Genomic DNA, 24,227 nt, shown 5'->3' with positions numbered 1-24,227 from the left:
CCGGAGATGATGTCCAGGCCGTGCTTGAACTGCTGCATCGCGGCATGGAAAACCCGAACCCGCCACGCACGTCGCCGGCATGGCAACATCCGCCTGCATCGGCAACATCGATGTGACACACGCGCACTACCATCGGCACCTGGCCGCCCGCCCCTCCGAGAGGAACCCCCGCACCATGCGTAGTCGTATCGAGGATGTCGCCGCCGTTGCGGGTGTATCGATCAAGACGGTCTCCCGCGTGCTCAACAACGAGCCCAACGTGCGCGCGGAAACCCGCGAGCGGGTGCTGGCCGCCGTGACGCGGCTGGGCTACAAGCCCAACCTCTCCGCGCGCAGCCTGGCCGGGCAGCGCTCGTATGCACTGGCGCTGGTCTACAACAATCCCTCGCGCAACTACCTCATGGAAATCCAGAACGGGATGCTGGAGGCGTGCCATGCCCACCACTACAACCTGATCCTGGGCCCGGTCGGCACGGCGCGCCGCACCCTGCCCGACCTGGCTGCGCTGTTCGAGAATTCGCGCCCGGACGGGGTGGTGCTGATCCCGCCGCTGACCGATGACGCGGTGGTGCTGGCCTACCTGGAAGAGCATGAGATTCCGTATGCGTCCATCGCACCGCGGCATCCGGACGGCTGCATCGGCGTGCGCATGGATGAGACCACCGCAGTGGTTGAACTGATCGGTCATCTGGTCGCGCAGGGGCATCGCCGCATCGGCCATATCAAGGGCCCGCGCGCGCACGGGGCCTGCCAGTGGCGTCTGGCCGGCTACCGCCAGGCATTGCGCCAGTACGGCATCGCCTACGATCCGGCGCTGGTGGTCAACGGGCAGTTCTCGTTCGAATCCGGCATCGAGGCGGCCAATGCACTGCTGGACCTGCCAGAGCCGCCGAGCGCGATCTTCGCCGCCAACGATGACATGGCCGCCGCGGTGTTCCGCGTCGCCGGGCAGCGCGGCCTGCGCATTCCCCGCGACCTGTCGGTCTGCGGCTTCGATGACACGCCGATCGCCGGGCACATCTACCCGGCGCTGACCACCGTGCGCCAGCCGACCGCCTCCATGGGCAGGCTGGCCACCGAGCAGTTGATCGACCGCATCCGCTCCCCGGAGGCCGGGGTCATGGTCACCGTCGACCATGCGGTGCTGGTGCGCGAATCCACGCACCCCCCGCGTCGCCGCTGAGCGCCTGCCTCAGTGGCTGTGGCGTGAACCGCGCCAGGCGTAGAAGGCAATGAACAGGTAGCACAGCATCGGCAGCAGGAAGGACACCTGCAGCCCGTGATGGTCGGCCAGCCAGCCCATCGCCAGCGGGATCACCGCGCCGCCCACGATCGCCATCACCAGCAGGCTGGAGGCCTGCCCGGTCAACGTGCCCAGGCGGGCGATGGCCAGCGCGAAGATGGTCGGGAACATGATCGAGTTGAACAGGCCGATGCTGACCACGCTCCACTTGGCCAGGTTGCCGCTGCCGAGCATCGTCACCGTCAGCAGGGCGATCACGATCAACGCGAAGACCCCCAGCATGCGGCGCGGGTCCAGCCGGGTCAGCAATGCCGCACCCAGCAGACGGCCGACCAGCGCCCCCCCCCAATACAGCGACACGTAGCGCGTGGCTTCCTGCTCGGTCAGCCCCTCACCGATACCGGGCATCGAAAGGAAATTGACCAGCACGCTGCCGATCGAGACCTCCGCGCCCACGTAGAAGAAGATGGCCAGCACGCCATAGCGCAGGTGGCGATGGCGCAGCGCATCGCGCAGGCGGCCACTGCCGGTGGCGGCCGCGCCTTCCACGCCGGGAATGGCCGGCAGGCGGAACATCCAGATCGCCACCGCCAGCACGAACAGCGCGACGGCCAGGCCGAAGTACGGCAGCTGCACCGATTGCGCTTCGGCGGCGCGGTAAGCCAGTGCCTCGGCCTGCGGCAGCAGGGCCAGTTCATCGGCGGTGCGCGGCGCGGCCGAGAGAATCAGCAGGCCGCCGAACAACGGCGCGATCGTGGTGCCCAGCGCGTTCATCGACTGCGCCAGGGTCAGCCGGCTGGAACTGGTCTGCTCCGGACCGAGCAGCGCAACATAGGGATTGGCAGCGACCTGCAGCACGGTGATGCCGGTGGCCAGCACGAACAGCGCGCCGAGGAACAGGCCATACACATGCGCCTGTGCCGCCGGCCAGAACAACAGCGCGCCCACACCGGCGATGGCCAGGCCGGCAACGATGCCGCGCTTGTAGCCCACCGCCGCGACAAGGCGACCGGCGGGCAGCGACATCAGGAAGTACGCGCCGAAGAAGGTGAACTGGACCAGCATCGCCTGCACCCAGGTGAGCGCGAACGCCGCCTTCAGGTGCGGAATCAGGATGTCGTTGAGGCAGGTGAGGAAACCCCACATGAAAAAGATGGCGGTGACCACGGCCAGTGCAACGCCATTGCTTTGCACATGTTGTCCGCGGACGGCAGCAGGAGTGTCCATTGCATGTCCTTCCAGATTGGGAGAGCCGGCCAGTCGGCGGCCAGACATGGAACCTGCTTGGACCGCGATTGTCCAGCGCTGTCAGCCATCCGCTGTCCGTGGCCCGCGATGCTGCGGTGCGTGCACGCGATTCACTTCGCGCAGTTTCGTTCTGCACTGCACAACGCGTGTGCATCCTCCTTCCGGCGGCCGACGTCCCGGTGAAATCGGGCCACAACGCCTGCGTTGCAGTGCTTCCGCCGCGCAGGTGCCGGATGTGCAGGCAACGTGGAACGCGTGACGATGGCCAGGCAAAGCGCAGCGGGGACGTCGTTTGTTGACAACGCTGTCAACCATGGCTCCAATCCGGGCCGTGCGCACTGGAACCCGCGCCGACACAACGCAGAACCGCCACGATCGAATTCCCTGGGGAGGGATCATCATGAAGACGTACAAGGCCGTACCCCGCAAGGCGATGCTCACCTCCGCACTTCTCGCTGTCCTGGCCGGCCCGGCCTGGGCGCAGGATCCCGCGGCCCGGGAAACCTCCACGACAGCCCCGAATGGCGTCGACCCCACCACGCTGGATGCGGTGCAGGTCACCGGCATCCGTGGCAGCCTCACCTCGTCGATGAACCTCAAGCGCGACAGCCAGGGCGTGGTCGACGGCATCGTTGCCGAGGACATCGGCAAGTTCCCGGATACCAACCTGGCCGAATCGCTGCAGCGCATCAGCGGCGTGTCGATCGACCGTACCTCCAGCGGCGAGGGCTCCAAGGTGACCGTCCGCGGCATCGGCCCGGACTACAACCTGGTGCTCCTGAACGGCCGGCAGATGCCGGCGTCCAACCTCGGCAACGGCGGTGCCGGCCTGAACGGCTCGCGATCGTTCGACTTTGCGAACATCGCCTCCGAATCGATTTCGGCCGTGGAGGTCTACAAGACCACCCGCGCCGACAATCCGACCGGCGGCATCGGTGCCACCATCAACATCAAGACGCTGCGTCCACTGGAGGCGGCGCCGGTCGTCAGCCTGGGCCTGAAGGCGGTGCACGACACCTCCAACGACAACGTGCCGCGCACGCTGCAAGGGTCCAACATCACCGGTGAGCTGTCGGGCATCTTCAGCCAGACCTACGCCGACGGACGCTTCGGCGTTGCACTCAGTGCCAGCCACCAGGAACGCGATTCCGGCTTCAACCAGGCGACCGTTGCCGAAGGCTGGGCGACGCTTCGTGGCAGCGACACCACCGACTGGCGGGCATTGCCACAACCCGGCACGGGCTATGCCGACCGGATCACCAACCGCCCGGGCCCCGATGATATCTATGGCCGCCCGCAGAACTCGGCCTACAACGTCAATGCGGTACAGCGCCAGCGCACCAACGGGCAGGCCACGTTCCAGTGGAAGCCGCTGGACAACGTGACCACCACGCTGGACTACACCTATGTCGAGAACAAGGTCCAGCAGCAGCGCAGCGAACTGTCGGTGTGGTTCAACTACGGCCCCGGCGACAGCACCTGGACCAACGGCCCGGTTGCCGCGCCGATCGTCTACAGCGAAGACGTGGTCAACGGCGACGTGGCCATGGGCGGCATGAAGCTGGCGACCAAGAACAACATGGAAGCGGTAGGCTTCAACGTCGAGTGGGAGGTCAACGACGCGCTGGACATGACCTTCGACTACAACCGCGCCAGTGCCGAATCGCAGCCCGATGGCCCCTACGGCTCGGCGGGCGTGCTTGGCGTCGCCGCTTACGTGCGTGGCAAGACCACGGTCGATTACAGCGGCGACCTCCCCATCATCAACATCGCACTGCCTCCTGGCGGCATCCAGGCATCGGATGCCCTGGTGACCGGCTCGGTCTTCCAGAACAGCTACAACAAGTCTGAAGTGGAGCAGCTGCAGGCCAAGGGCGTGTTCCGCTTTGCCGACTACTCCGCGCTGGATTTCGGCGTGGGCCACACCAAGGTGGACAACCGCTCGGCGGCGGCCATCATGCAGCGAGACAGCTGGGGCGGCGTCGGTACGCCTGCGGACTACGATGACAGCATCTGGTACGCCGATGACATGGCCAAGTACTTCAAGGCGTTCTCCGGCCACAACGATCCGCGCCTGACGGGCCAGTTCCTGGTGTTCGATTTCGACCGCCTGCGCGATCGTGCCGCCCAGGTGGCCAATGGCGTGGAACCGGCCTGCCCCACCTGCTATGTCGCCCCGACGGAATACTCCGAGGACATCCGCACCACGGAAACGTCCAAGAGCGCCTACCTGCAATACCGCACTACCTTTGACTGGAACATGCCGCTGCATATTGCCGCGGGTGTGCGCTACGAAGAAACCGAGGTGGAATCGCAGGCGCTGGTGCGCGTCCCGACCTCCATCAGCTGGAATTCGCTCAACGAGTTCAACATCACCTACGCCGACGAAGGCGCCTTCGTGGGTGGCAAGGGCAAGTACGACTACATCCTGCCCAATCTCGACCTGAAGCTGGACCTGAGCGAATCGTTGGCGCTGCGCGGCAGCTACAGCCGCAGTCTCGGCCGTCCAGGCTGGACGCAGATCGAAAGCGGGCAGCGTCTGGACAACATCGTGCGCACCCAGGGCGGCACCGGCTCGCGTGGCAACCCGGCACTGGAGCCGTTGCTCTCGGACAACTTCGATCTCTCGCTGGAGTGGTACTACGGAGAGGCCAGCTACGCCTCGGTCGGCTTCTTCCGCAAGAACATCAAGAACTTCATCAGCAATACGATCGCGCGTGAGGATGCAGGCAGCCTGCACACCCCCGTGGGCGGCGCCTACTGGAACGAGGCACTGGCATCGGGCTGCGTGGCCACCGATACGGTGTGCATCCGCAACTACATCTTCACCAACCATGCCGGCGACCCGGGCGTGACCTCCACCGGCGTCAATTCCGCAGGGCAGCAGACCGGCAGCATCGTCGGCCAGCCGGGTGATCCGATTGCCGGGTTTGACGTCACCCTGCCGGCCAACCAGCGTTCGGACCACCTCCAGGGTTGGGAAGTGGCCGTGCAGCATCTGTTCGGCCAGTCCGGCTTTGGCGTCGCGGCGAACTACACCAAGGTGAAGTCCGGCCTGACCTTCGACAACCTCAGCCTGGGCGACCAGTATCCGATGATCGGCCTCAGCGATTCTGCCAACGCGGTGCTGTTCTACGACAAGAACGCCTGGCAGGTGCGTGCGGCCTACAACTGGCGCGACAAGTTCCTCAACGGCATCGGCGGCCAGGGCCCCAACCCGAACTACACCGAAGCCTACGGCCAGCTTGATCTCAACATCAGCTACGCGGTCAGCGAGCAGCTGACCCTGAGCCTGGAAGCGATCAACCTGACCGACGAGACCATGCGCACCTACTCGCGCCACACCAACATGCTGCGCTACGCCACCCAGACCGGCCCGCGGTACATGTTCGGCGTCCGTTACAAGTTCTGAGTCGGCACTGCCGAGCTGCAGCACCGGAAGGCCGCGCTCATCCCGCGGCCTTCCGCTTCCCTCACCTGCGCGCTACCGTGGGCGCCACCCGCCCCTGCCATCAGGATGCCGATGTCCGCCATGCCCGGCCCGATCGAGGAACTGCATGATCTGGATCCGGCGCAGCTGCACGCGCAGTTGCCCGGCTGGACCACGCCGAAGGTGATCCGCGGGCTGGTGGCCGGGTGGCCGCTGGTCGCCGCAGCGACCCGGTCCGCGCAGGCGGCGGTTGACCATCTCAAGCAGTTCGATCACGGCGCGCTGCCGGTCACTGCCACCACGGCGCCACCGGAGGCCCGGGGACGGGTGTTCTACAACGCGGACATGAGCGGCTTCAATTTCCGCCGCGAGCAGATCCCGTTGAAGGTCGTGCTCGATACCCTGCTCAAGTACGCGCCGGCACTGGCACCGCCGTCGATCTATGTGGCATCGACCACGCTGGACAGCTTCCTGCCTGGCTTCCGCCAGACCAATGCGCTGGAACTGGGGGTGGACGATCCGCTGGCCAGCATCTGGATCGGCAACCGCTCGCGCATCGCCGCCCACCAGGACGTGCCGGACAACCTGGCCTGCGTAGCCGCCGGCCGCCGCCGCGTCACCCTGTTCCCCCCATCGCAGGTGGGCAATCTGTATATCGGGCCACTGGATTTCACGCCGGCCGGGCAGGCGGTCAGCCTGGTCGATTTCGCCGCACCGGACCTGGTGCGGTTTCCACGCTTCAGCGCGGCACTGGCGCACGCACAGGTGGCCGAGCTGGGGCCGGGCGATGCCGTGTTCATTCCATCGCTGTGGTGGCACCACATGGAAGGGCTGGAGGCGTTCAACGTGCTGGTCAATTACTGGTGGCGGCCGGTGCCGGCGTGGATGGATGCGCCGATGAACGCATTGATGCTCTCGCTGCTGGCGCTCCGCGATCTGCCGCCGGCGCAGCGCGCGCATTGGCAGGCGATTTTCCAGCATTACGTCTTCCAGGCCGATGAACACACCACCGCGCACATCCCCGAGGCCGTACGCGGTGTGCTCGGACCACTGGACCAGGCCGGCGCCGATCACCTGCGCGGCGTACTGCGCAGGCGCCTGGAACGCTGAAGGCCGCCACCGCGGTGCCCACTTCACCCACGTGGGGGTATAATCCGCAATAATCGCCGCCCAAAGAGTTGTTGACCGCCCGGGGGCGGGGTCGTCGAAAGGCGGGCGCGGCACGCGCACCGGTTCGGCACTGTGTCGTGCGCTCCTGACTGCTTCGCTGCTGCCGTTCCATCCGCGTGTTCCGGTTGGTGCTGCACCCTGCTGCCCGTGAACCGCATGCGCCCGTTGTCCGCCCGCCTCAACCTCGGCACGTTGATCCTTGCCCTGGCCCTGCTCAGCGCGATCATCGCCCTGGCCAACACCCTGCATGCCAGCTACCGCGTGCAGCGCGAACAGTTGATCGGCAACACGCTGGAAGCCAACCGCGTGTACGCCAGCAAGCTCGCCGAATCGACCCAGAACTTCGTGCTCTCCGCTCAGCAGCAGGTGGCCTACAGCGCCACCGTGCTCGGCCAGCGCCAGCATGATCGCCAGGCGCTGGAGGCCGAGGCCGCCCGCCTGCAACTGCAGACCAACAGCTTCAACTCGGTGTTGATCGTCGATGCCGGGGGCACCGTGCTGGCCACCTCACCGCAGAGTCTTGCCCTGCAGGGCGTGCTGCTCAACAGTGCTGGCAACCGCGACGCCCTCGCCCGGCGTGCGCCGTTCATCAGCGATCCGTACCAGTCGGCCACCGGCCGGCTGCTGGTGGCGATCTCGCACCCGATCTTCTCCGCGCAGGGCCAGTACCAGGGCTACGTCAGCGGCACCATCTACCTGCGCCAGCGCAGCATCCTGCAGTCGTTGCTGGGCAAGCACTACTACCGCGATGGTTCCTACCTGTACGTGGTCGACCGCAATGGCCGCATCCTGTACCACATCGAGCAGGACCGGGTCGGCCAGTTCGCGCTGCAGAACCCGGCCGTGCAGGCAGTCACCCAGGGCCACTCGGGCGCCCAGCAGGTGCGCAATACCCATGGCGTGCAGATGCTGGCCGGGTACGCGCCGGTGCCGAGCGTTGGCTGGGGGGTGGTGGCCCAGCGGCCGACCACCGCCACGCTGGCCTCACTGTCCAAGCTGATGTCGGCGGTGATCTGGAATGCGATTCCGCTGGGCATCCTGTCGCTGCTGATCACCTGGTGGTTTGCGCGGCGCATCTCGCTGCCGCTATGGCAGCTGGCGCGCAACGTGCAGAACCGCGACACCGGCATCGCGATCCGCCACGTCACCGGTATCCGGGCCTGGTACTACGAAGTCGCCCAGCTCAAAGCCGCCCTGCTGTACAGCTTCAACCTGCTGCAGGACCGCATCGGCAAGCTCAACCGCGCCAGCATGACCGATCCCCTTACCGGCCTGCAGAACCGGCGCGGCCTGCAGCAGGGGCTGGAAGACTGGCAGGCACGCGGCCAGCCGTTCGGGATCATCGCGCTGGACATCGACCGCTTCAAAAGCATCAACGACCGCTTCGGTCATGCGGTCGGCGACGCCGTGATCCTGCGCATCGCGCAATTGATGCGCGATGGCTCACGCGACACCGATCTGCTCTGCCGCAACGGCGGCGAGGAGTTCCTGATCCTGTTGCCGGGCATCGATGCCCTCCATGCCGCGCAGGTGGCCGAGCGCCTGCGTATCCAGGTGGCCGCCGAAGTGTTCGAGCAGGTCGGCACGGTCACCGTGTCGCTGGGCGTGGCCCACTACCCGACCTATCACGATGATCCGCAGCAGGCGCTGCGGCTGGCCGACAAGGCGCTGTACATGGCCAAGGAACAGGGCCGCAATCGCACCGTGGTGTACCCGCAGCCCGGCAGTCCGGGCGTTGGTTGAGGGACCGCGGGCGCGACGCCCGCGCTCCTGTCAGCCTCAGCCGCCGAGCGGCGTCAGCAGCTTCGGCGCCTTGCTGGCGGCGTCGGCCATGAACACGCCGCCGGCGGGCAGCAGGTCGGCATTGGCATCGGCGCTCAGTGCCTTGTCGCTGCGCCACGGGGCCTGCTGGTGCGGGCCGGGAATGTAGGCATCCCAGCGGCCGTAGCGCTCCACCTCATCGCTGAACGAAAATCGCACCGGCACCCGGATGGTCCAGCTCGCCTCGTCCTTCTGATCTCCGGTAGAGGGCGCCTTGAAGGTCCACTTACGTGCGGCGCCCATCGACACGCGGGCCAGCTTGTCGCGCATTTTCCGCATGTTCGCCTCGTTGGCGATCACACGAAGATTGACCTGCTCGGTGGCCACATCCAGCACCTTCCCGTCGCGCCCGACCTGTATCAGCAGCAATACATCGCCACGCCCGCGCGCATTGAAGACATCCTCGGGATACACCGGCGGCGTCATCTTCACCTTGGTGACGTTGTCGGTCGAGGTTTCGTCGTACGTTTCGAAATTCGCTGCCAGCAGCGTGATCAGGCCGGTGCCATCGGGGTTGTTCTTCGCACCCAGGCGGATGGTGGCCGGGGTACGTGCCTTGACGGTCTGGCCATTCACAAGCACCGGGGCGAAACGCCACGTCTTGACGGCATTTTCGACGAAGGTGACGATGGTCTCGTCGACCTGCGCGCGCTTGTCCAGACGGAACGCCTCGACCTGCCCTTCGGTGCCGATATCGATCTCGCCGGTAAGCACCATGCTGGCTTCGGCCTGCTCGCGCACCTCGCGCTTGGTCTGTGCGTCCGCATCAGGGACCACGACCATGCCCACGCCGCTGAAGGCCAATGCCAGGGCAAGAATAGGGGAACAACGCATCGCACTCTCTCCTTGTGGATGCCTGACAGCGTAGCGCAGTGGGAATCGGGTGGACAATCAGGCCAGCCGCAGCGCCCCGGCGTACGGCGGGGTATCCGGAAAATCACCGGCCGCGAAACCGGCCTGCAGCCGCTGCCACCAGGCCGGATCAAACAGATGCCCGAAGTGCTCGCGCACCGCGGCCAGCTCGGGCGGCGGCAGCCCCATGAACATCCAGAAGCGCTCGGGAAACACGTCCTGGGGGCCGATCTGGAACCATGGCTCGTCGGCCAGCGCTTCCTCTTCGTTGCGCGGCGCCGGCCAGGCGCGGAAGGCACACTCGGTGATCAGGCACAGCTCATCGTAGTCGTAGAACACGGCACGCCCATGCCGCGACACGCCGAAGTTCTTCGGCAGCATGTCGCCGGGAAAGATGTTGTTGCGCGCCATGTCGGTGATCGCCTGCGCGTAGTCGAGCGCGGCAATGCGACGCGCCTCGGCGGTCTGCTCGCGCAGGTACAGATTGAGCGGACGGAAGCGTCGCTGCACGTAGCACAGCGCGATCACCAGTTCCTCGCCCTCCTCATGCACGCTGCCGGCGCACTGGGTCAGCAGTTCCTCGCGCAGCGCCGCGGAGAAACGCGACCGCGGGAAGCGCAGGTGCCGATAGGGCTGTGCGTCGAGCAGCCGGCCGACACGGTCCAGGTTGAATACCAGCGCATACTTCTCTTCGACCTGGTGCCGGGTCATGGTCTTGGGCCAGGCGAAACGGTCGCGGATCAGCTTGAACACCAGCGGATAGCTGGGCAGGGTGAACACCGCCATGACCATGCCGGGCGTGCCATCGGCGTGCACCAGCTGCTCGCCGGGCTGGTCCTGGAAGTGACGGAAGAACGTGCGATAGCGCTCGGTCTTGCCCTGCTTGGCGCGCCCGAGCACGGTGTAGATCTCATCGACCGGCTTGCCCGGCAGCAGGCTGCGCAGGAACACCACCGCATCGCCAACGGTCGCCAGGTCGGCCTGGAAGTAGCTGCGCGAGACACCGAACAGATGCGCGAGATCGCGGCGCCGGCTCAGCACCGCATCGACGCGCAGGCCGCGCTCGTCATGGACCAGTGCGATCACGCAGGGCGAGAAGCAATGCTCGCCGAAGACGCGCCCGACCAGATAGGCGCGGCGCTCACGATAGAACACCGTATCGAGCAGTTCGATGCTGCGCACCGGGTAATCGCCCCAATGTGCCAGATCGTCCTGCAGGCGCACGGCCACCGCCGCGGCGCAGCGCAGCTGGTGTGCATACGGCACATCGAACCGATAGTCGCCGAGCACGCGCATGAACGCGTCCGCCGGACGCGTGGGAGAGAGCGTGTAGCTGTGTCGCGCGACCGGATGGGTGATGGCATCGGACGGCTCCACATCCATCGCCATGAACTCGATCGCCCCGTCCACACCGCGGGTGGCGAACAACCGCCGCGCCAGTGTGTTGTAGAAGGTCTTGTAGAGCTCGGCGTCGATCAACCCGGCCAGCAGCGCAGCGTAGGCGGGGCGTATGCGCAGCCACAGCGCGCGCTCACCGATGTCCGCGCCCGCTGCGCGGCGCAGGGCATCGACGGTCCCGGCGATGCACTGGTCATACAGCGCGATGCGCTCCACGGCGTCCTGCCGCGCACCCGCCCAGTCGCGCTGTTCGAAGCGCCGCCGCGCACGCCGGCTGATCGCCGCGAAGCGCGCATGGTAGTCCTCGAAGCCATCGCGGATCAGCCGCGCCAGCGCATCCGCTGCCGGGTTCATGCGGCACCCCGGACGGCGCAGTGAGAGAACCGGCAGGAACAGCGAGCGCGCATGCAGCCACTTCCAGAGGACCTGCCGCCACCATACGGCAGCGACTGGGCGGTTGCCCAGTCGGCGCAGGTGTGCACCCGGGTTCCGGGGTAGAGTCGCCCCATCAACCATCAACTATCGAACAGGGGCAGTGATGACGACAGGCCGTCGCAGGACAGTGTGGGCGAGCGCCTTGTTGCTGGCGGCAATACTGATAGCCGTGTTCTGGGGCCAACGTGACCCGTCACGGGCATCGCAGACCATGGCAGGACCTTCTTCGACACCTGCGCTGTCCGCGGAGGCTGTCGCTCCAGCCCCTCATGCGCTTAAGTCTGGACCACTCGCGGCCGGCTTCGAAGATGCCACCCGCAGAGAGTTCGAACGTGTCAGCGCTGCGGCCGGAGGCGGTGATGTCCACGCGCAGCGTCGGTTGGCCGAGCTGTACGAGAAGTGTTTTCTGGTGAACCTCCGGCGTGCGTCCTATCTCGAGGGCGTCGAAAGCGCGGCCAGGGTGCATCCGGATCCAGATGCCGCGCAGCAGATGCGCCTGACCGGCGAACGTGTTTTCGCGCAATGTGGCGGTGTGGATGGCGGGCAGGTGATTCCACTTGACGCCATGCTGGCTTGGCGCGAGCAGGCCGCACGCCAGGGTGATTTTGCTTCGCAGCTTTGGTTGCGTCTTCGCCATACCGCTACGGCACCTCTCACGCCGGCGGAGTATGGCCAGTTGATGGAGCAGGTCATTGCGGGCGACGACGCGACGGCGATGGTGTATCTGGGGGCCCTTGCTCAGGGAGCCGCTGCGACGGGAGCCGCGGGTGGAGATCCGCTCATCACCGGATTGGCGTGGCAGATCACCGCCTGCCAACGTGGACTTGCCTGCGGGGTGGGAAGTGAATTGATGGATGCGCTGTGCTTCAACACGGGTGCCTGCACGGAGACAGATGGCACCGTCGTCCTGCGTTTGATGGCCGCAGAGCAGCAGGCTGCGCTGGATGCGGAGATCGCCCTCCTCTCGACCCAGTTTGGCCGCCGTCCCGGCCGCCAGTGAACTGCCGCCCGATCAGAAGCAATCACCCATAAAAAAACCCGCGCCGGAGCGCGGGTTCTTCATCGATCACCGCAGTGGCGGGACCGTTGCCTTACAGCGCAGCCAGCGCGCTGTTGAAGGTGCTGCTGGGGCGCATCGCGGCGCTGGCCTTGGCCACGTCCGGGCGGTAGTAGCCACCGATATCGACCGCCTTGCCCTGCACCGCGGCCAGCTCACCGACGATGGCCTGCTCGTTGTCGGCCAGTGCCTTGGCCAGTGGCGCGAAACGGGCCTTCAGCGCGGCATCGTCGTCCTGCGCGGCCAGGGCCTGGGCCCAGTACAGCGCGATGTAGAAGTGGCTGCCGCGGTTGTCGATGCCACCGAGCTTGCGCGACGGCGACTTGTCGTTGTCCAGGAACTGGCCGTTGGCCTGGTCCAGGGTCTTGGCCAGCACGGTGGCACCGGCGTTGTCGTAACGGTTGCCCAGGTGTTCCAGCGAAGCGGCCAGGGCGAGGAACTCACCGAGCGAATCCCAGCGCAGGTAATCCTCTTCCACGAACTGCTGCACGTGCTTGGGGGCCGAACCACCGGCACCGGTCTCGAACAGGCCACCACCGGCCATCAACGGCACGATGGAGAGCATCTTGGCGCTGGTGCCCAGCTCCATGATCGGGAACAGATCGGTCAGGTAGTCGCGCAGCACGTTGCCGGTCACCGAGATGGTGTCCTCACCCTTGCGGATGCGGTCCAGCGAGAAGGCGGTCGCCTCCACCGGCGCCAGGATGCGGATGTCCAGACCGTTGGTGTCGTGGTCCTTCAGATAGGTCTCGACCTTGGCGATCACCTGTGCGTCGTGCGCGCGGTTGGCATCCAGCCAGAACACCGCAGGGGTGTTGCTCAGGCGGGCGCGGTTGACGGCCAGCTTCACCCAGTCCTGGATCGGCGCATCCTTGGTCTGGCACATGCGCCAGATGTCACCGGTCTGCACGGCGTGCTCGAACACCACCTTGCCGGCCTCGTCGGTGAGGCGCACGGTGCCGTCAGCCGGGATCTGGAAGGTCTTGTCGTGCGAGCCGTATTCCTCGGCCTTCTGCGCCATCAGGCCCACGTTGGGCACCGAGCCCATGGTGGCCGGGTCGAAGGCACCGTGGGTGCGGCAATCGTCGATTACCGCTTGGTACACGCCGGCGTAGCAACGGTCCGGAATGACGGCCTTGGTGTCCTGCAGCTTGCCGTCGGCGTTCCACATGCCACCGGAGTCGCGGATCATCGCCGGCATCGAGGCGTCGACGATCACGTCGCTGGGCACGTGCAGGTTGGTGATGCCCTTGTCCGAATTGACCATGGCCAGGCCCGGGCGCTTGCCGTACTCGGCAGCCAGGTCGGCCTTGATCGCTTCCTGGGTCGCTTCGGGCAGCTGCGGCAGGCGCGCGAACAGATCGCCAATGCCGTTGTTCGGATCGAAACCGGCCTGCTTGAGCACGTCGGCGTGCTTGGCCAGCACGTCCTTGTAGAACTCCTCGACGACGACGCCGAACATGATCGGGTCGGAGACCTTCATCATGGTCGCCTTCAGGTGCAGCGAGAACAGCACGCCCTTGGCCTTGGCATCGGCGATCTGCGCCTGCACGAACGAGGCCAGCGCATTGCGGCTCATCACGGCGGCATCGACGATTTCACCGGCCTTGACCGCGGTCTTTTCCTTGAGCACGACGCTGCTGCCGTCGGCCTTGAACAGTTCGATCTTCAGGCTGCCGGCGTTGGCCAACGTGGCCGACTTCTCGCTGCCGTAGAAGTCACCGCCATCCATGTGCGCAACGTGCGACTTGGAGTCCTTGGACCACTTGCCCATGCGGTGCGGGTGCTTGCGGGCGTAGTTCTTGACCGACAGCGGCGCGCGGCGATCGGAGTTGCCTTCGCGCAGCACCGGATTCACCGCACTGCCCTTGACCTTGTCGTAGCGCGCCTTGATGTCGCGCGAGACGTCGTCGGTCGGCACGTCCGGGTAGTTCGGCAGCGCGAAGCCCTGGTCCTGCAGTTCCTTGATCGCGGCCTTCAGCTGCGGGACCGAGGCGCTGATGTTGGGCAGCTTGATGATGTTCGCATCCGGGGTGGTCGCCAGCTGGCCCAGTTCGGCCAGGTGGTCGGCCTCTTTCTGGTCATCCTTCAGGTAATCCGGGAACAGGGCCAGGATGCGGCCGGACAACGAGATGTCGCGGGTTTCCACGGCGATGCCGGCGGTGGCGGTGTAGGCCTCGACGATCGGCAGCAGCGACTGCGTGGCCAGGAACGGGGCTTCATCGGTGAGCGTGTAGAGAATCTTGGGCGTGTTCGACATGGGGGATCAGGGCTCTCTTGCAGATCTCGTGAATGATGGCCGACGGCAATGCCGGGCCGCGTGCAACCGTGTCGCGTGCAGGGCCTGGCACAGCGGGCCCGCACTTTCCCTGGGGACCGCGCCGACCAACGGCGCGCACGGCGGGAAACCCCCGCATTGTCGCGTTTTCAGCCCCCCGGAGCAAAGCCATCCCATACGCAAACGTACTGGAACGGTGTGATGCATCAGCGCCAACCGGCAGCTCAGGCGCCCTCCGGGTGCAGATCCGCTCATTCGGAAACTGCTGCGGCCTCTGGGAGACCGTCCACCCATTCCGCAAGGGGCTTTCCCCACACGCTTTGGCGAGGACACGTGAGTGTCTGGCTGCTGTGGTTGCGCTTGAAACTACATACCCGGAAGCCGCCAACTGCCGCTGCCAGGTCCTTTCGCTGTGAGGCGCCGGTCGCCGTGCCGATCAGATGCAGCGGCATGACACCCGATCGGTCAGGCTTGACGAAGATGTCGTATCGGGTCGAATCGCCCTCGGCCGTTCTGTAGCCTGAAAGCTGATAGCCAGGAAGGGTTAATTTCAGATCGATAGACGATCCCGGACTGGGCGGTTGCGGTGCGTCACCTTCATAGACCAGCAACACGCTCCGCTGATCTTTCAGAACGTCATGAATCCCGAAATCCGCAGGTGATTCGTAGCTGATCGACATCCCGGCGGGGACCCGCAGGCACGCGCCATAGAGGAGGTGATCGCAACTGTGGCCCCATATTGCTGCTTCCTGTCCACATGCGTATCCAGGAACAAACGCCATAGCAGGCGCAAAGAAACACCACATCCCCGTTTTGCTCATTGCCGCTCCTTGGATCCCAGCGCCGCGCCACGCCCCATCCTCCGACTATACGAGTTCCGCCATCCGCGGATAGTGTGGATCGGGTGATGCCACCGCTGGAGCCTGCTGCGAGCCTGAAACCGAGTCCTTCCGTGAGGCGGCAATCATCTGGCTACGCGGGCCGCGCTGCGCTCGACCCACACCGGCGGATGTGCGCGCAATGGCATCAAGCACTTCTGCTTGCCACGCCGATGGAAAAAGAACAATAAAAAAGACGCAGCCTCGCGGCTGCGTCCATCGTGAGCCTGTTGCCGGGAGAGAGTCGGCGTCTAGGCTTACTTGACCTCAAACTCCTGCGGCGATCCAGCCGCCTTACCATCTACCGTGACTTCCGCGCGGTACTTGCCCGCCGGCCAGCCATTGGCATTCTTGAAGGAGATGTTGGTGGTCTCGGCACCGGTGGTATTGACCACCTGGTTCTGCTCACCGGCAACCTGCCCGTTCTGGAAGGTCAGCTTGGCCGCGACGTTGGCGTTGTTGGCGCTGCCGTCCGTGCGGATCGAGACGATGATGTCGTCCTTCGGCGCGAACAATGCGGCCGAGGTGACGGTCTTGTCCGCCGCAGCGGTCTTGCCGACGGTGACGGTCGAAACGGTCACGCCGGTGGCAGCGGTCATCGGCTGCGGCGCGGCTTCGGTCATCGGAGCCGGCGCGGCAGGCGCGGTCGCCGCCGGCTGTGCGTTGTTATCGGCGGTGTCTTCTTTCTTCTTGCAGCCAGCCAGGGCTACGGTGGCCAGAAGCGCAGCGAGAACGGCAGTACTGATGGACGACTTCTTCATGGAGATTGCTCCCTGTGTGATGGTGGGCAGTAAAGTGGATCAGGCTTTGGGCGGCAGTTTCAGGGTCTGGCCGGGCTGGATCTTGTCTGGATCGTCCAGCACGTCGCGGTTGGCCTCGAAGATGCGCTTCCACGCATTGGCATCGCCCAGTTCCTGCTTGGCGATCTTCGAGAGCGAATCGCCCTTCTGCACCGTGTAGGTGCCTCCTACCTTCTCCGCGGTGGTATCCACCGAGGCGGTCACACCCGAGAAATCGACCTGATCGACTTTCTGCGCGGTGGTGTCAACGCTGGCGCTGACACCGGAAAAGTCGACTTTCTTATCGGTACTCATCCATACACTCCCGTCTTGATTGACGACATGGGAGGCACGGTGTCACAGCCCTTGTTAATGGGGCATGGCGTGGATGTGAAGACGTGCGGAACGGCTACCGGCGGCCACGTTGCCCGGGGGTAGAGCCACCCCATAGGTGGCTGCGCGTGGTGCCGGGTTCCGGGGCAGCGACCCGTGGGGTCGCTCTACTGGCGCAGGTCGCGGACGGTACGTGCCGGGGCGGCGATGCCCGGGCTAGCCCGCCACGGGTTGATGTCCAGCCCGCCGCGCCGGGTGTAGCGCGCTTCCACTTCCAGCCACTGTGGCTGGCAGCGCTGGGTGATCTCGCTGAAGATCCGCTCAACGCACTGCTCATGGAACTCGGCGTGTTCGCGGTAGCTGATCAGGTACTTCAGCAAGCCGTCGCGGTCGATCTTCGGGCCGCGGTAGCGCACGCTGACACTGGCCCAGTCCGGCTGGCCGGTGACCGGGCAGTTGGACTTGAGCAGCGCCGAACTCAATGTCTCGGTGACCACGTCATCGGCATAGGCGAACAGGAATTCCGGCGCCGGTGGGCCGTAGCGCTCGATGGCCACGTCGCGCTCGTCCAGCGATTCGCCCTCGGCGTCTTCCACCAGCGGTGGCACCCCGAACACGACCGTCACCACCGCCCCCGCACAGGCCGACAGATCGCGCGTGATGCACAGGCGCGCAGCCGCGTCATCGTCGAAGCGCGTGCTGTTGAGCGAATTGAGGTACAGCTTGAATGACTTGGATTCGATCAGGTTCGGCGAGGTGCACGGCACGCTGACCGTGGCCACCGCCACGCGCGGCTTGCCGCGCCCGTCCAGCCAGCTCAGCTCATAGGCCTGCCAGCGGTCATGGCCGACGAACGGCAGCGCCGCCTCGTCCAGGCCGATCTCTTCGCGGGCGCCGCGGCGCGGGATGGGGAAAAGCAGGCCGGGATCGTACTGCGACGGGTAAGCCACCTCGCGACCGAGGCTGGAGTCCTGGGGGGTATTCATGCCGCCATTTTACGCCGGTAGGCGCGCGGCGTCCGCCGGCGAAAACGAACGGACCCGGCGGCCGGGTGGTTGCATCCCCAGTCGGGGGGAGGATCGGAACCCTCCCGCCCGTGCCGGTTTTCGCCCCGGCCAGCGGCCGGGACCTGCCGTCTACCAGCCGTCCGCTGGCTTCAGCCCGCGCCAGGCGCCGCAGCCGGCGTCCCATTGAGGTAATCCAGGCTCACCTGCAGCAGCGCGCGCAGGCCCACATCGAGCGCCTTCTCATCGAGCAGGAACTTCGGCGAATGGTTGGCCGGCGCCGTGGCCGGATCGATCCCCTCGCCGGTCGAGCCGACGAAGAAGAACATGCCCGGCACCTGCTGGGCATACAGCGAGAAGTCCTCGGCGCCCATCTGCAGCGGCGGCTCGTAGACATTGCCTTCGCCCACCACGGCCTGCAGGCTCGGCAGCATCCGCGCGGTCAGGGCCGGGTCGTTGACCGTGGCCGGGTTGCCTTCGGATTCGTAGATCTCGGTTTCCGCCTTGGCCCCGTGCGCGGCCGCGGTGTGCTCGGCCACGTTGCGCAGGTCGGCGAAGATCTGCTGGCGCATGCCCTCGTCGAAGGTACGGATGGTGCCGACCATCTCCACTTCATCGGGGATGATGTTGTAGCGGATGCCGCCCTTGATCGCGCCGAAGGTCACCACCGCCGGCTGCTTGGAGAGGTTGGCGCGGCGGCTGACGATGGTCTGCGCGGTGCCGACCAGGTCGGCCGTGGCCACGATCGGGTCCACCCCGTTCCACGGCGCCGAGCCATGGGTCTGGCGGCCGATCACCTTGATCCCGAACCGGTCCGAGGCCGCCATCAGCGGGCCGCCGCGCACCGCGATCTGGCCCGCGGGCACGCTGGAGAACACGTGCAGGCCGAACACCGCCTCGGGCTTGAAGTCCTTGAACAGCCCTTCCTTGAGCATCAGCGCCGCACCGCCCTCTTCCGGCGGCGGCGCGCCCTCTTCGGCGGGCTGGAAGATCAGCATCACTTCGCCAGGCAGGTTCGCGCGCATCTTCACCAGCGCGTCGGCCACGCCCAGCAGGATGGCGGTGTGGGCATCGTGGCCGCAGGCGTGCATCACCCCGACGGTCTCGCCGCGGTAGGTGCTGGTGGCCTTGGAGGTGAACGGCAGGCCGGTCTGTTCGGTCACCGGCAGGGCGTCCATGTCCGCGCGCAGGGCGATCCGCGGGCCGGGCTTGCCGCCCTTGATGATGGCCACCACGCCATGGTGGGCGATACCGGTCTGCGGCTTCAGGCCCATCGCGCGCAGGCGCTCGGCGACCTTGGCCGAGGTGCGTTCCTCGCGGTTGGACAGCTCCGGGTGCTGGTGGAAATCGCGGCGCCAGTCGATGACCTGGGCCTTGAGGCGGGTCGCGGCGGCCGCCACTTCGGGGCGTTCGGCGGGGGCGGCGGCGGCCAGGCCGGGGGTGGCCAACAGCAGGGCGGACATCAGCAGCGACAGACGGGGCATTGCAGGTCTCCACGGGGCAGGACAACGGTCGAACCTGAATGTAGGGCATCCGGAACCGCCGCGGTGTAACTTTCTGCCCCGGCGAACGTTCATGGGGGAACCTCACCCGTCACATCCGGTCTGATCGCCCGTCCCATCCGTCATGCATGAAAGGCCACGGGCGACGAGTATGCTTTGCGCCTAGCCAACCGGGGCCCCCCGCCCTCCGCCAGCCCCCTCAGGAGTTATTGAATGTCGCGTTTCTGGAAGATCGTGCTGCTGGTGGTCGCAGTGCTGGTGGTTGCCGTCATGGGTGTGCGCCTGATGGGCGGCAAGAAGGGAGACGCGGCAGGTCCGGCAGCCGAAGGGCGCCAGGGCGGTGATCCGGCCAATGCAGGCCCGGTGCCGGTCACGGTGATCGAGGCGGCGCGCCAGGACGTGCCGGTCTATGCAAGCGCACTGGGTACGGTCGCGGCGATGAACACCGTCACCGTGAGCCCGCAGGTCGGCGGCCAGCTGATCAGCCTGAACTTCAAGGAAGGCCAGGAAGTGAAGAAGGGCGACCTGCTCGCCCAGATCGATCCGCGCACCCTGCAGGCCAGCTACGACGAGGCCGCGGCGGCCAAGCGCCAGAACCAGGCCCAGCTCGCCACCGCCCGCTCCAACTACCAGCGCTCGAACTCGGCCGAGTACCGCCAGTACGTAGCCAAGACCGACCTGGATACCCAGCGCAACCAGGTGGCCCAGTTTGAAAGTGCCGTGGCGGCCAACGAAGCCAGCATGCGCGCCGCCCAGGTGCAGCTGCAGTACACCCGCGTGACGGCGCCGATCTCGGGCATCGCCGGTATCCGTGCAGTCGATGCCGGCAACATCGTCAGCGCCGGCACCGCGCTGGTGACCCTGACCCAGATCCACCCGATCCACGTCGTGTTCAATCTGCCCGAGCGTCAGCTGCCCGCCGTCCGCCAGGCCCAGGCCGCCGGCGCGGTGGCCATCGCCGCGCTGGACCGCAACGATGCGCACGTACTGACCGATGGCGGCAAGCTGGACGTGGTCGACAACCAGATCAGCAGCGACAGCGGCACCTTCCGCGCGCGCGCCCTGTTCGACAACGAAGACAATTCGCTGTGGCCGGGCCAGTTCGTCAACGTCCGCATGCAGCTGCGCACCATCGCCGGCGGCGTCGTCATCCCGACCCAGGCCGTGATGCGTGGCCCGGACGGCGAGTACGTCTATATCGTCAAGCCGGACAGCACCGTGGCCATGCAGACGGTCAAGAGCGGCGTGGAAGTCGGCGACAGCCAGGTGCAGATCACCGAGGGCCTGAAGGGCGGCGAACGGGTCGTGAGCGAAGGCCAGTTCCGGCTCAAGCCGGGCGCCAAGGTCACCGCGCTCAAGCCCGGCGAAACCCCGGCCGCACCGACCGAAGCCGAGCTCAAGGCCGCCCAGCAGCAGGGTGGCGGTGGACGCCGCGGTGGCGGTCCGCGCTGATCGCGCCCGCCCTGTGTACCTGACGCCGGCCCAAGCGCCGGCGTTCGCCTGATCCAACGCAGCACGACGCACCAGCAAGGACCCGCCCGTGGGCTTTTCGACGATTTTCATCCGCCGCCCGATCGCCACCTCGCTGCTGATGGCAGGCCTGCTGCTGCTCGGCATCCTCGGTTACCGCCAGCTGCCGGTGTCGGCGCTGCCCGAGATCGATGCGCCCAGCCTGGTGGTGACCACCCAGTACCCCGGCGCCAACGCGGTCACCATGGCCTCGCTGGTGACCACGCCGCTGGAGCGCCAGTTCGGGCAGATTTCCGGGCTGGAGATCATGACCTCCGATTCGTCGGCGGGGCTGTCCACGATCATCCTGCAGTTCTCGATGGACCGCGACATCGACATCGCCGCGCAGGACGTGCAGGCCGCGATCCGCCAGGCCACGCTGCCGTCTTCGCTGCCCTACCAGCCGGTCTACAACCGGGTGAACCCGGCCGATGCGGCGATCGTCACCCTCAAGCTCACCTCCGACACGCGCCCGCTGCGCGACGTCAACAACTACGCCGACTCCATCCTCGCCCAGCGCCTGTCGCAGGTGCAGGGCGTGGGCCTGGTCTCCATCGCCGGCAACGTGCGCCCGGCCGTGCGCATCCAGGTCAACCCGGCGCAGCTGTCCAACATGGGCCTGACCCTGGAAGACCTGCGCAGCGCGCTGACCCAGGCCAACGTCAACGCGCCCAAGGGCTCGCTCAACGGCAAGACCCAGTCCTACTCGATCGGCACCAATGACCAGCTGACCAGCGCCGCCGAGTACCGCGACACCATCATCAGCTACAAGAACGGCCGCCCGGTGCGCCTGTCCGATGTCGCCAACGTGGTCGATGGCGTGGAGAACGACCAGCTGGCCGCGTGGGCCGATGGCAAGCCGGCGGTGCTGCTGGAAGTGCGCCGCCAGCCCGGTGCCAACATCGTGCAGACCGTCGAGCGCATCCGTACGCTGCTGCCGCAGCTGCAGAACGTGCTGCCGGCCGACGTGCACCTGGAGATCTTCAACGACCGGACCGAGACCATCCGCGCCTCGGTGCATGAAGTGCAGTTCACCCTGATCCTGACCATCGGCCTGGTGGTGGCGGTGATCTTCGTGTTCCTGCGCCGCCTGTGGGCCACCATCATTCCCTCGGTGGCGGTGCCGCTGTCGCTGGCCGGCACCTTCGGGGTGATGGCGTTCGCCGGCATGTCGCTGGACAACCTCTCACTGATGGCGCTGGTGGTGGCCACCGGCTTCGTGGTCGACGATGCGATCGTGATGATCGAGAACATCGTGCGTTACATCGAACAGGGCAAGAGCGGCCCCGAAGCAGCCGAGATCGGCGCGCAGCAGATCGGCTTCACGGTGCTCTCGCTGACCATCTCGCTGGTGGCGGTGTTCCTGCCGCTGCTGCTGATGCCCGGCGTCACCGGCCGCCTGTTCCATGAGTTCGCCTGGGTGCTGAGCATCGCGGTGACGCTGTCGATGCTGATCTCGCTGACGCTCACCCCGATGATGTGCGCCTACCTGCTCAAGCCGGACGCGCTGCCCGAAGGCGAAGACGCGCACGAGCGTGCCGCCGCGGCCGGCAAGACCACCGTGTGGTCGCGCACCGTCGGCCTGTACGAGCGCAGCCTGGACTGGGTGCTCGATCACCAGCCGCTGACCCTGGCCGTCGCCGCCGGTGCGCTGGTGCTGACCGTGGTGCTGTACATCGTGATCCCCAAGGGTCTGCTGCCCGAACAGGACACCGGCCTGATCACCGGCGTGGTCCAGGCCGACCAGAACATCGCCTTCCCGCAGATGGAGCAGCGCACCAAGGCCGTGGCCGAAGCCCTGCGCAGCGATCCGGCGGTGACCGGCGTGTCCGCCTTCATCGGCGCCGGCACCATGAACCCCACGCTCAACCAGGGCCAGTTGTCGATCGTGCTCAAGGAGCGCGGCGACCGCGATGGCCTGGATGAGATCCTGCCGCGCCTGCAGAAGGCCGTGGCCGGCATCCCCGGCGTGGCGCTGTATCTCAAGCCGGTGCAGGACGTCACCCTGGATACCCGCGTGGCGGCCACCGAGTACCAGTACTCGCTGTCGGACGTGGACAGCGCGCAGGTCGCGCTGCAGGCCACCCGGCTGACCGAAGCGCTGCGCCAGCGCCCGGAACTGGCCGACGTGGACAACAACCTGTCCAACCAGGGCCGCGCGCTGGAACTGACCATCGACCGCGACAAGGCCAGCGTGCTCGGCGTGCCGATGCAGACCATCGACGACACCCTGTACGACGCCTTCGGCCAGCGCCAGATCTCCACCATCTTCACCGAGCTCAACCAGTACCGCGTGGTGCTGGAAGTGGCGCCGGAATTCCGCACCAGCACCGCGCTGATGAACCAGCTGGCGGTGGCCTCCAACGGGGCCGGTGCATTGACCGGCAGCAACGCCACCAACTTCGGCCAGGTCACCTCGTCCAACTCGTCCACGGCCACCGGCATCGGCGCGCAGAACACCGGTATCCCGGTCGGTGCGGGCAACATCATTCCGCTGGCCGCGCTGGCCGAAGGCAAGGTCACCAGCACCCCGCTGGTGGTCAGCCACCAGCAACAGCTGCCGGCGGTCACGGTGTCGTTCAACATCGCGCCGGGCTACTCGCTGTCCGATGCGGTCAAGGCGATCGAGGAAACCAAGGCCGGCCTGGACATGCCCTCGCAGGTGCATGCGCAGTTCATCGGCAAGGCGGCCGAGTTCACCGGCAGCCAGACCGACGTGGTGTGGCTGCTGCTGGCCTCGCTGGTGCTGATCTACATCGTGCTGGGCGTGCTGTATGAAAGCTACATCCACCCCTTCACCATCATCTCCACCCTGCCGCCGGCCGGTGTCGGCGCACTGCTGGCACTGATGGTGTGCGGGTTGCCGCTGTCGGTGGATGGCATCGTCGGCATCGTGCTGCTGATCGGCATCGTCAAGAAGAACGGCATCATGATGGTCGACTTCGCGATCGAGGCACGCCGCACCGGGGCCAACGCGCATGAAGCGATCCGCCGCGCCTGCCTGCTGCGCTTCCGCCCGATCATGATGACGACCGCCGCGGCCATGCTCGGCGCGCTGCCGCTGGCGCTGGGCACCGGCATCGGCTCGGAGCTGCGCCGCCCGCTGGGCATCGCCATCGTCGGCGGCCTGCTGCTGTCGCAGCTGGTCACGCTGTACACCACGCCGGTGATCTACCTGTACATGGAGCGCTTCTCCGAGCGCCTGCGCCAGCGCCGCGAACAGCGCGCGCTGCGTCACGGCCATGGCCCGGTGCAGGAGCCGCAGGCGTGATGATGAGCACCGCAGACCG

Annotated in this window: 16 protein-coding genes; 7 read left to right on the top strand and 9 right to left on the bottom strand. The window is 66.5% G+C overall.

Annotated elements, in window-relative coordinates; genetic code table 11:
• The first annotated feature begins 175 nt into the window (after positions 1 to 175).
• Complete coding sequence (locus POS15_RS19415; protein ID WP_046273075.1) at positions 176 to 1,183, top strand: LacI family DNA-binding transcriptional regulator; 1,008 nt, start codon at positions 176 to 178, stop codon at positions 1,181 to 1,183.
• A gap of 9 nt (positions 1,184 to 1,192) precedes the next feature.
• On the opposite strand, the gene POS15_RS19410 is transcribed toward POS15_RS19415, so the two are convergent.
• A complete protein-coding gene (locus tag POS15_RS19410; protein ID WP_046273074.1) occupies positions 1,193 to 2,470 on the bottom strand; it encodes a sugar MFS transporter in 1,278 nt (425 codons plus the stop codon).
• 421 nt (positions 2,471 to 2,891) lie between these two features.
• Between POS15_RS19410 and POS15_RS19405 the strand changes: the two genes are divergently transcribed.
• The 3 genes from POS15_RS19405 (at position 2,892) to POS15_RS19395 (ending at position 8,834) form a co-directional block, all read left to right on the top strand.
• Positions 2,892 to 5,903, top strand: coding sequence for a TonB-dependent receptor (locus POS15_RS19405; protein WP_019183504.1), 3,012 nt, complete (start codon positions 2,892 to 2,894; stop codon positions 5,901 to 5,903).
• A gap of 111 nt (positions 5,904 to 6,014) precedes the next feature.
• Complete coding sequence (locus POS15_RS19400; protein ID WP_284128702.1) at positions 6,015 to 7,031, top strand: cupin-like domain-containing protein; 1,017 nt, start codon at positions 6,015 to 6,017, stop codon at positions 7,029 to 7,031.
• Between the two features lie 216 nt (positions 7,032 to 7,247).
• Entirely contained in the window at positions 7,248 to 8,834 is a 1,587-nt protein-coding gene (locus POS15_RS19395; RefSeq protein WP_070472249.1) for a sensor domain-containing diguanylate cyclase, read from the top strand.
• Between the two features lie 36 nt (positions 8,835 to 8,870).
• On the opposite strand, the gene POS15_RS19390 is transcribed toward POS15_RS19395, so the two are convergent.
• Both POS15_RS19390 and aceK read right to left on the bottom strand, forming a co-directional pair.
• Positions 8,871 to 9,746, bottom strand: coding sequence for an energy transducer TonB (locus tag POS15_RS19390; protein WP_284128701.1), 876 nt, complete (start codon positions 9,744 to 9,746; stop codon positions 8,871 to 8,873).
• A 57-nt stretch (positions 9,747 to 9,803) separates the two neighbouring features.
• Positions 9,804 to 11,516: a bifunctional isocitrate dehydrogenase kinase/phosphatase gene (aceK, locus tag POS15_RS19385; protein WP_284128700.1), complete on the bottom strand. Its 1,713-nt coding sequence runs from the start codon at positions 11,514 to 11,516 to the stop codon at positions 9,804 to 9,806.
• 460 nt (positions 11,517 to 11,976) lie between these two features.
• Between aceK and POS15_RS19380 the strand changes: the two genes are divergently transcribed.
• Positions 11,977 to 12,597: a hypothetical protein gene (locus POS15_RS19380; RefSeq protein ID WP_284128699.1), complete on the top strand. Its 621-nt coding sequence runs from the start codon at positions 11,977 to 11,979 to the stop codon at positions 12,595 to 12,597.
• Between the two features lie 91 nt (positions 12,598 to 12,688).
• Here POS15_RS19380 and POS15_RS19375 read toward each other — a convergent pair whose 3' ends face one another.
• The 6 genes from POS15_RS19375 to POS15_RS19350 form a co-directional block, all read right to left on the bottom strand.
• The gene (locus POS15_RS19375) at positions 12,689 to 14,914 is read right to left on the bottom strand and encodes an NADP-dependent isocitrate dehydrogenase (protein WP_284128698.1); all 2,226 of its coding nucleotides are present in this window, start codon (positions 14,912 to 14,914) and stop codon (positions 12,689 to 12,691) included.
• Positions 14,915 to 15,183: 269 nt separating this feature from the next.
• Entirely contained in the window at positions 15,184 to 15,612 is a 429-nt protein-coding gene (locus POS15_RS19370; protein ID WP_284128697.1) for a hypothetical protein, read from the bottom strand.
• A 455-nt stretch (positions 15,613 to 16,067) separates the two neighbouring features.
• The gene (locus tag POS15_RS19365) at positions 16,068 to 16,571 is read right to left on the bottom strand and encodes a hypothetical protein (protein ID WP_019183498.1); all 504 of its coding nucleotides are present in this window, start codon (positions 16,569 to 16,571) and stop codon (positions 16,068 to 16,070) included.
• Between the two features lie 39 nt (positions 16,572 to 16,610).
• The gene (locus tag POS15_RS19360; RefSeq protein ID WP_070426094.1) at positions 16,611 to 16,904 is read right to left on the bottom strand and encodes a LysM peptidoglycan-binding domain-containing protein; all 294 of its coding nucleotides are present in this window, start codon (positions 16,902 to 16,904) and stop codon (positions 16,611 to 16,613) included.
• A 185-nt stretch (positions 16,905 to 17,089) separates the two neighbouring features.
• On the bottom strand, positions 17,090 to 17,908 hold the full coding sequence (queF, locus tag POS15_RS19355) for an NADPH-dependent 7-cyano-7-deazaguanine reductase QueF (RefSeq protein WP_284128696.1): 819 nt from the start codon (positions 17,906 to 17,908) through the stop codon (positions 17,090 to 17,092).
• 170 nt (positions 17,909 to 18,078) lie between these two features.
• Complete coding sequence (locus tag POS15_RS19350; RefSeq protein ID WP_284128695.1) at positions 18,079 to 19,410, bottom strand: M20 family metallopeptidase; 1,332 nt, start codon at positions 19,408 to 19,410, stop codon at positions 18,079 to 18,081.
• A gap of 231 nt (positions 19,411 to 19,641) precedes the next feature.
• Here POS15_RS19350 and POS15_RS19345 point away from each other — a divergent pair, with 231 nt between their 5' ends.
• On the top strand, positions 19,642 to 20,880 hold the full coding sequence (locus POS15_RS19345) for an efflux RND transporter periplasmic adaptor subunit (protein WP_284128694.1): 1,239 nt from the start codon (positions 19,642 to 19,644) through the stop codon (positions 20,878 to 20,880).
• 88 nt (positions 20,881 to 20,968) lie between these two features.
• Positions 20,969 to 24,208 (top strand): efflux RND transporter permease subunit, encoded by a 3,240-nt coding sequence (locus tag POS15_RS19340; protein ID WP_019183493.1) that lies wholly within the window; start codon positions 20,969 to 20,971, stop codon positions 24,206 to 24,208.
• Positions 24,209 to 24,227: the final 19 nt, after the last annotated feature.

The organism is Stenotrophomonas sp. BIO128-Bstrain (genome assembly GCF_030128875.1).
In the GTDB taxonomy this organism is placed as follows: domain Bacteria; phylum Pseudomonadota; class Gammaproteobacteria; order Xanthomonadales; family Xanthomonadaceae; genus Stenotrophomonas; species Stenotrophomonas bentonitica_A.
Note: the sequence above shows the minus strand (reverse complement) of the source record. Positions and strands in the feature narration are given on the sequence as shown.

What these genes read in the sequence shown, in the direction of transcription:
- POS15_RS19400 (WP_284128702.1), top strand. Translation starts at nt 6,015, where the DNA reads ATGTCCGCCATGCCCGGCCCGATCGAGGAACTGCATGATCTGGATCCG.
- POS15_RS19410 (WP_046273074.1), bottom strand. Translation starts at nt 2,470, where the DNA reads ATGGACACTCCTGCTGCCGTCCGCGGACAACATGTGCAAAGCAATGGC.
- POS15_RS19345 (WP_284128694.1), top strand. Translation starts at nt 19,642, where the DNA reads ATGTCGCGTTTCTGGAAGATCGTGCTGCTGGTGGTCGCAGTGCTGGTG.
- POS15_RS19415 (WP_046273075.1), top strand. Translation starts at nt 176, where the DNA reads ATGCGTAGTCGTATCGAGGATGTCGCCGCCGTTGCGGGTGTATCGATC.
- POS15_RS19370 (WP_284128697.1), bottom strand. Translation starts at nt 15,612, where the DNA reads ATGTCGATCAGCTACGAATCACCTGCGGATTTCGGGATTCATGACGTT.
- POS15_RS19360 (WP_070426094.1), bottom strand. Translation starts at nt 16,904, where the DNA reads ATGAGTACCGATAAGAAAGTCGACTTTTCCGGTGTCAGCGCCAGCGTT.
- POS15_RS19395 (WP_070472249.1), top strand. Translation starts at nt 7,248, where the DNA reads ATGCGCCCGTTGTCCGCCCGCCTCAACCTCGGCACGTTGATCCTTGCC.
- aceK (WP_284128700.1), bottom strand. Translation starts at nt 11,516, where the DNA reads ATGAACCCGGCAGCGGATGCGCTGGCGCGGCTGATCCGCGATGGCTTC.
- queF (WP_284128696.1), bottom strand. Translation starts at nt 17,908, where the DNA reads ATGAATACCCCCCAGGACTCCAGCCTCGGTCGCGAGGTGGCTTACCCG.
- POS15_RS19365 (WP_019183498.1), bottom strand. Translation starts at nt 16,571, where the DNA reads ATGAAGAAGTCGTCCATCAGTACTGCCGTTCTCGCTGCGCTTCTGGCC.
- POS15_RS19375 (WP_284128698.1), bottom strand. Translation starts at nt 14,914, where the DNA reads ATGTCGAACACGCCCAAGATTCTCTACACGCTCACCGATGAAGCCCCG.
- POS15_RS19350 (WP_284128695.1), bottom strand. Translation starts at nt 19,410, where the DNA reads ATGCCCCGTCTGTCGCTGCTGATGTCCGCCCTGCTGTTGGCCACCCCC.
- POS15_RS19405 (WP_019183504.1), top strand. Translation starts at nt 2,892, where the DNA reads ATGAAGACGTACAAGGCCGTACCCCGCAAGGCGATGCTCACCTCCGCA.
- POS15_RS19390 (WP_284128701.1), bottom strand. Translation starts at nt 9,746, where the DNA reads ATGCGTTGTTCCCCTATTCTTGCCCTGGCATTGGCCTTCAGCGGCGTG.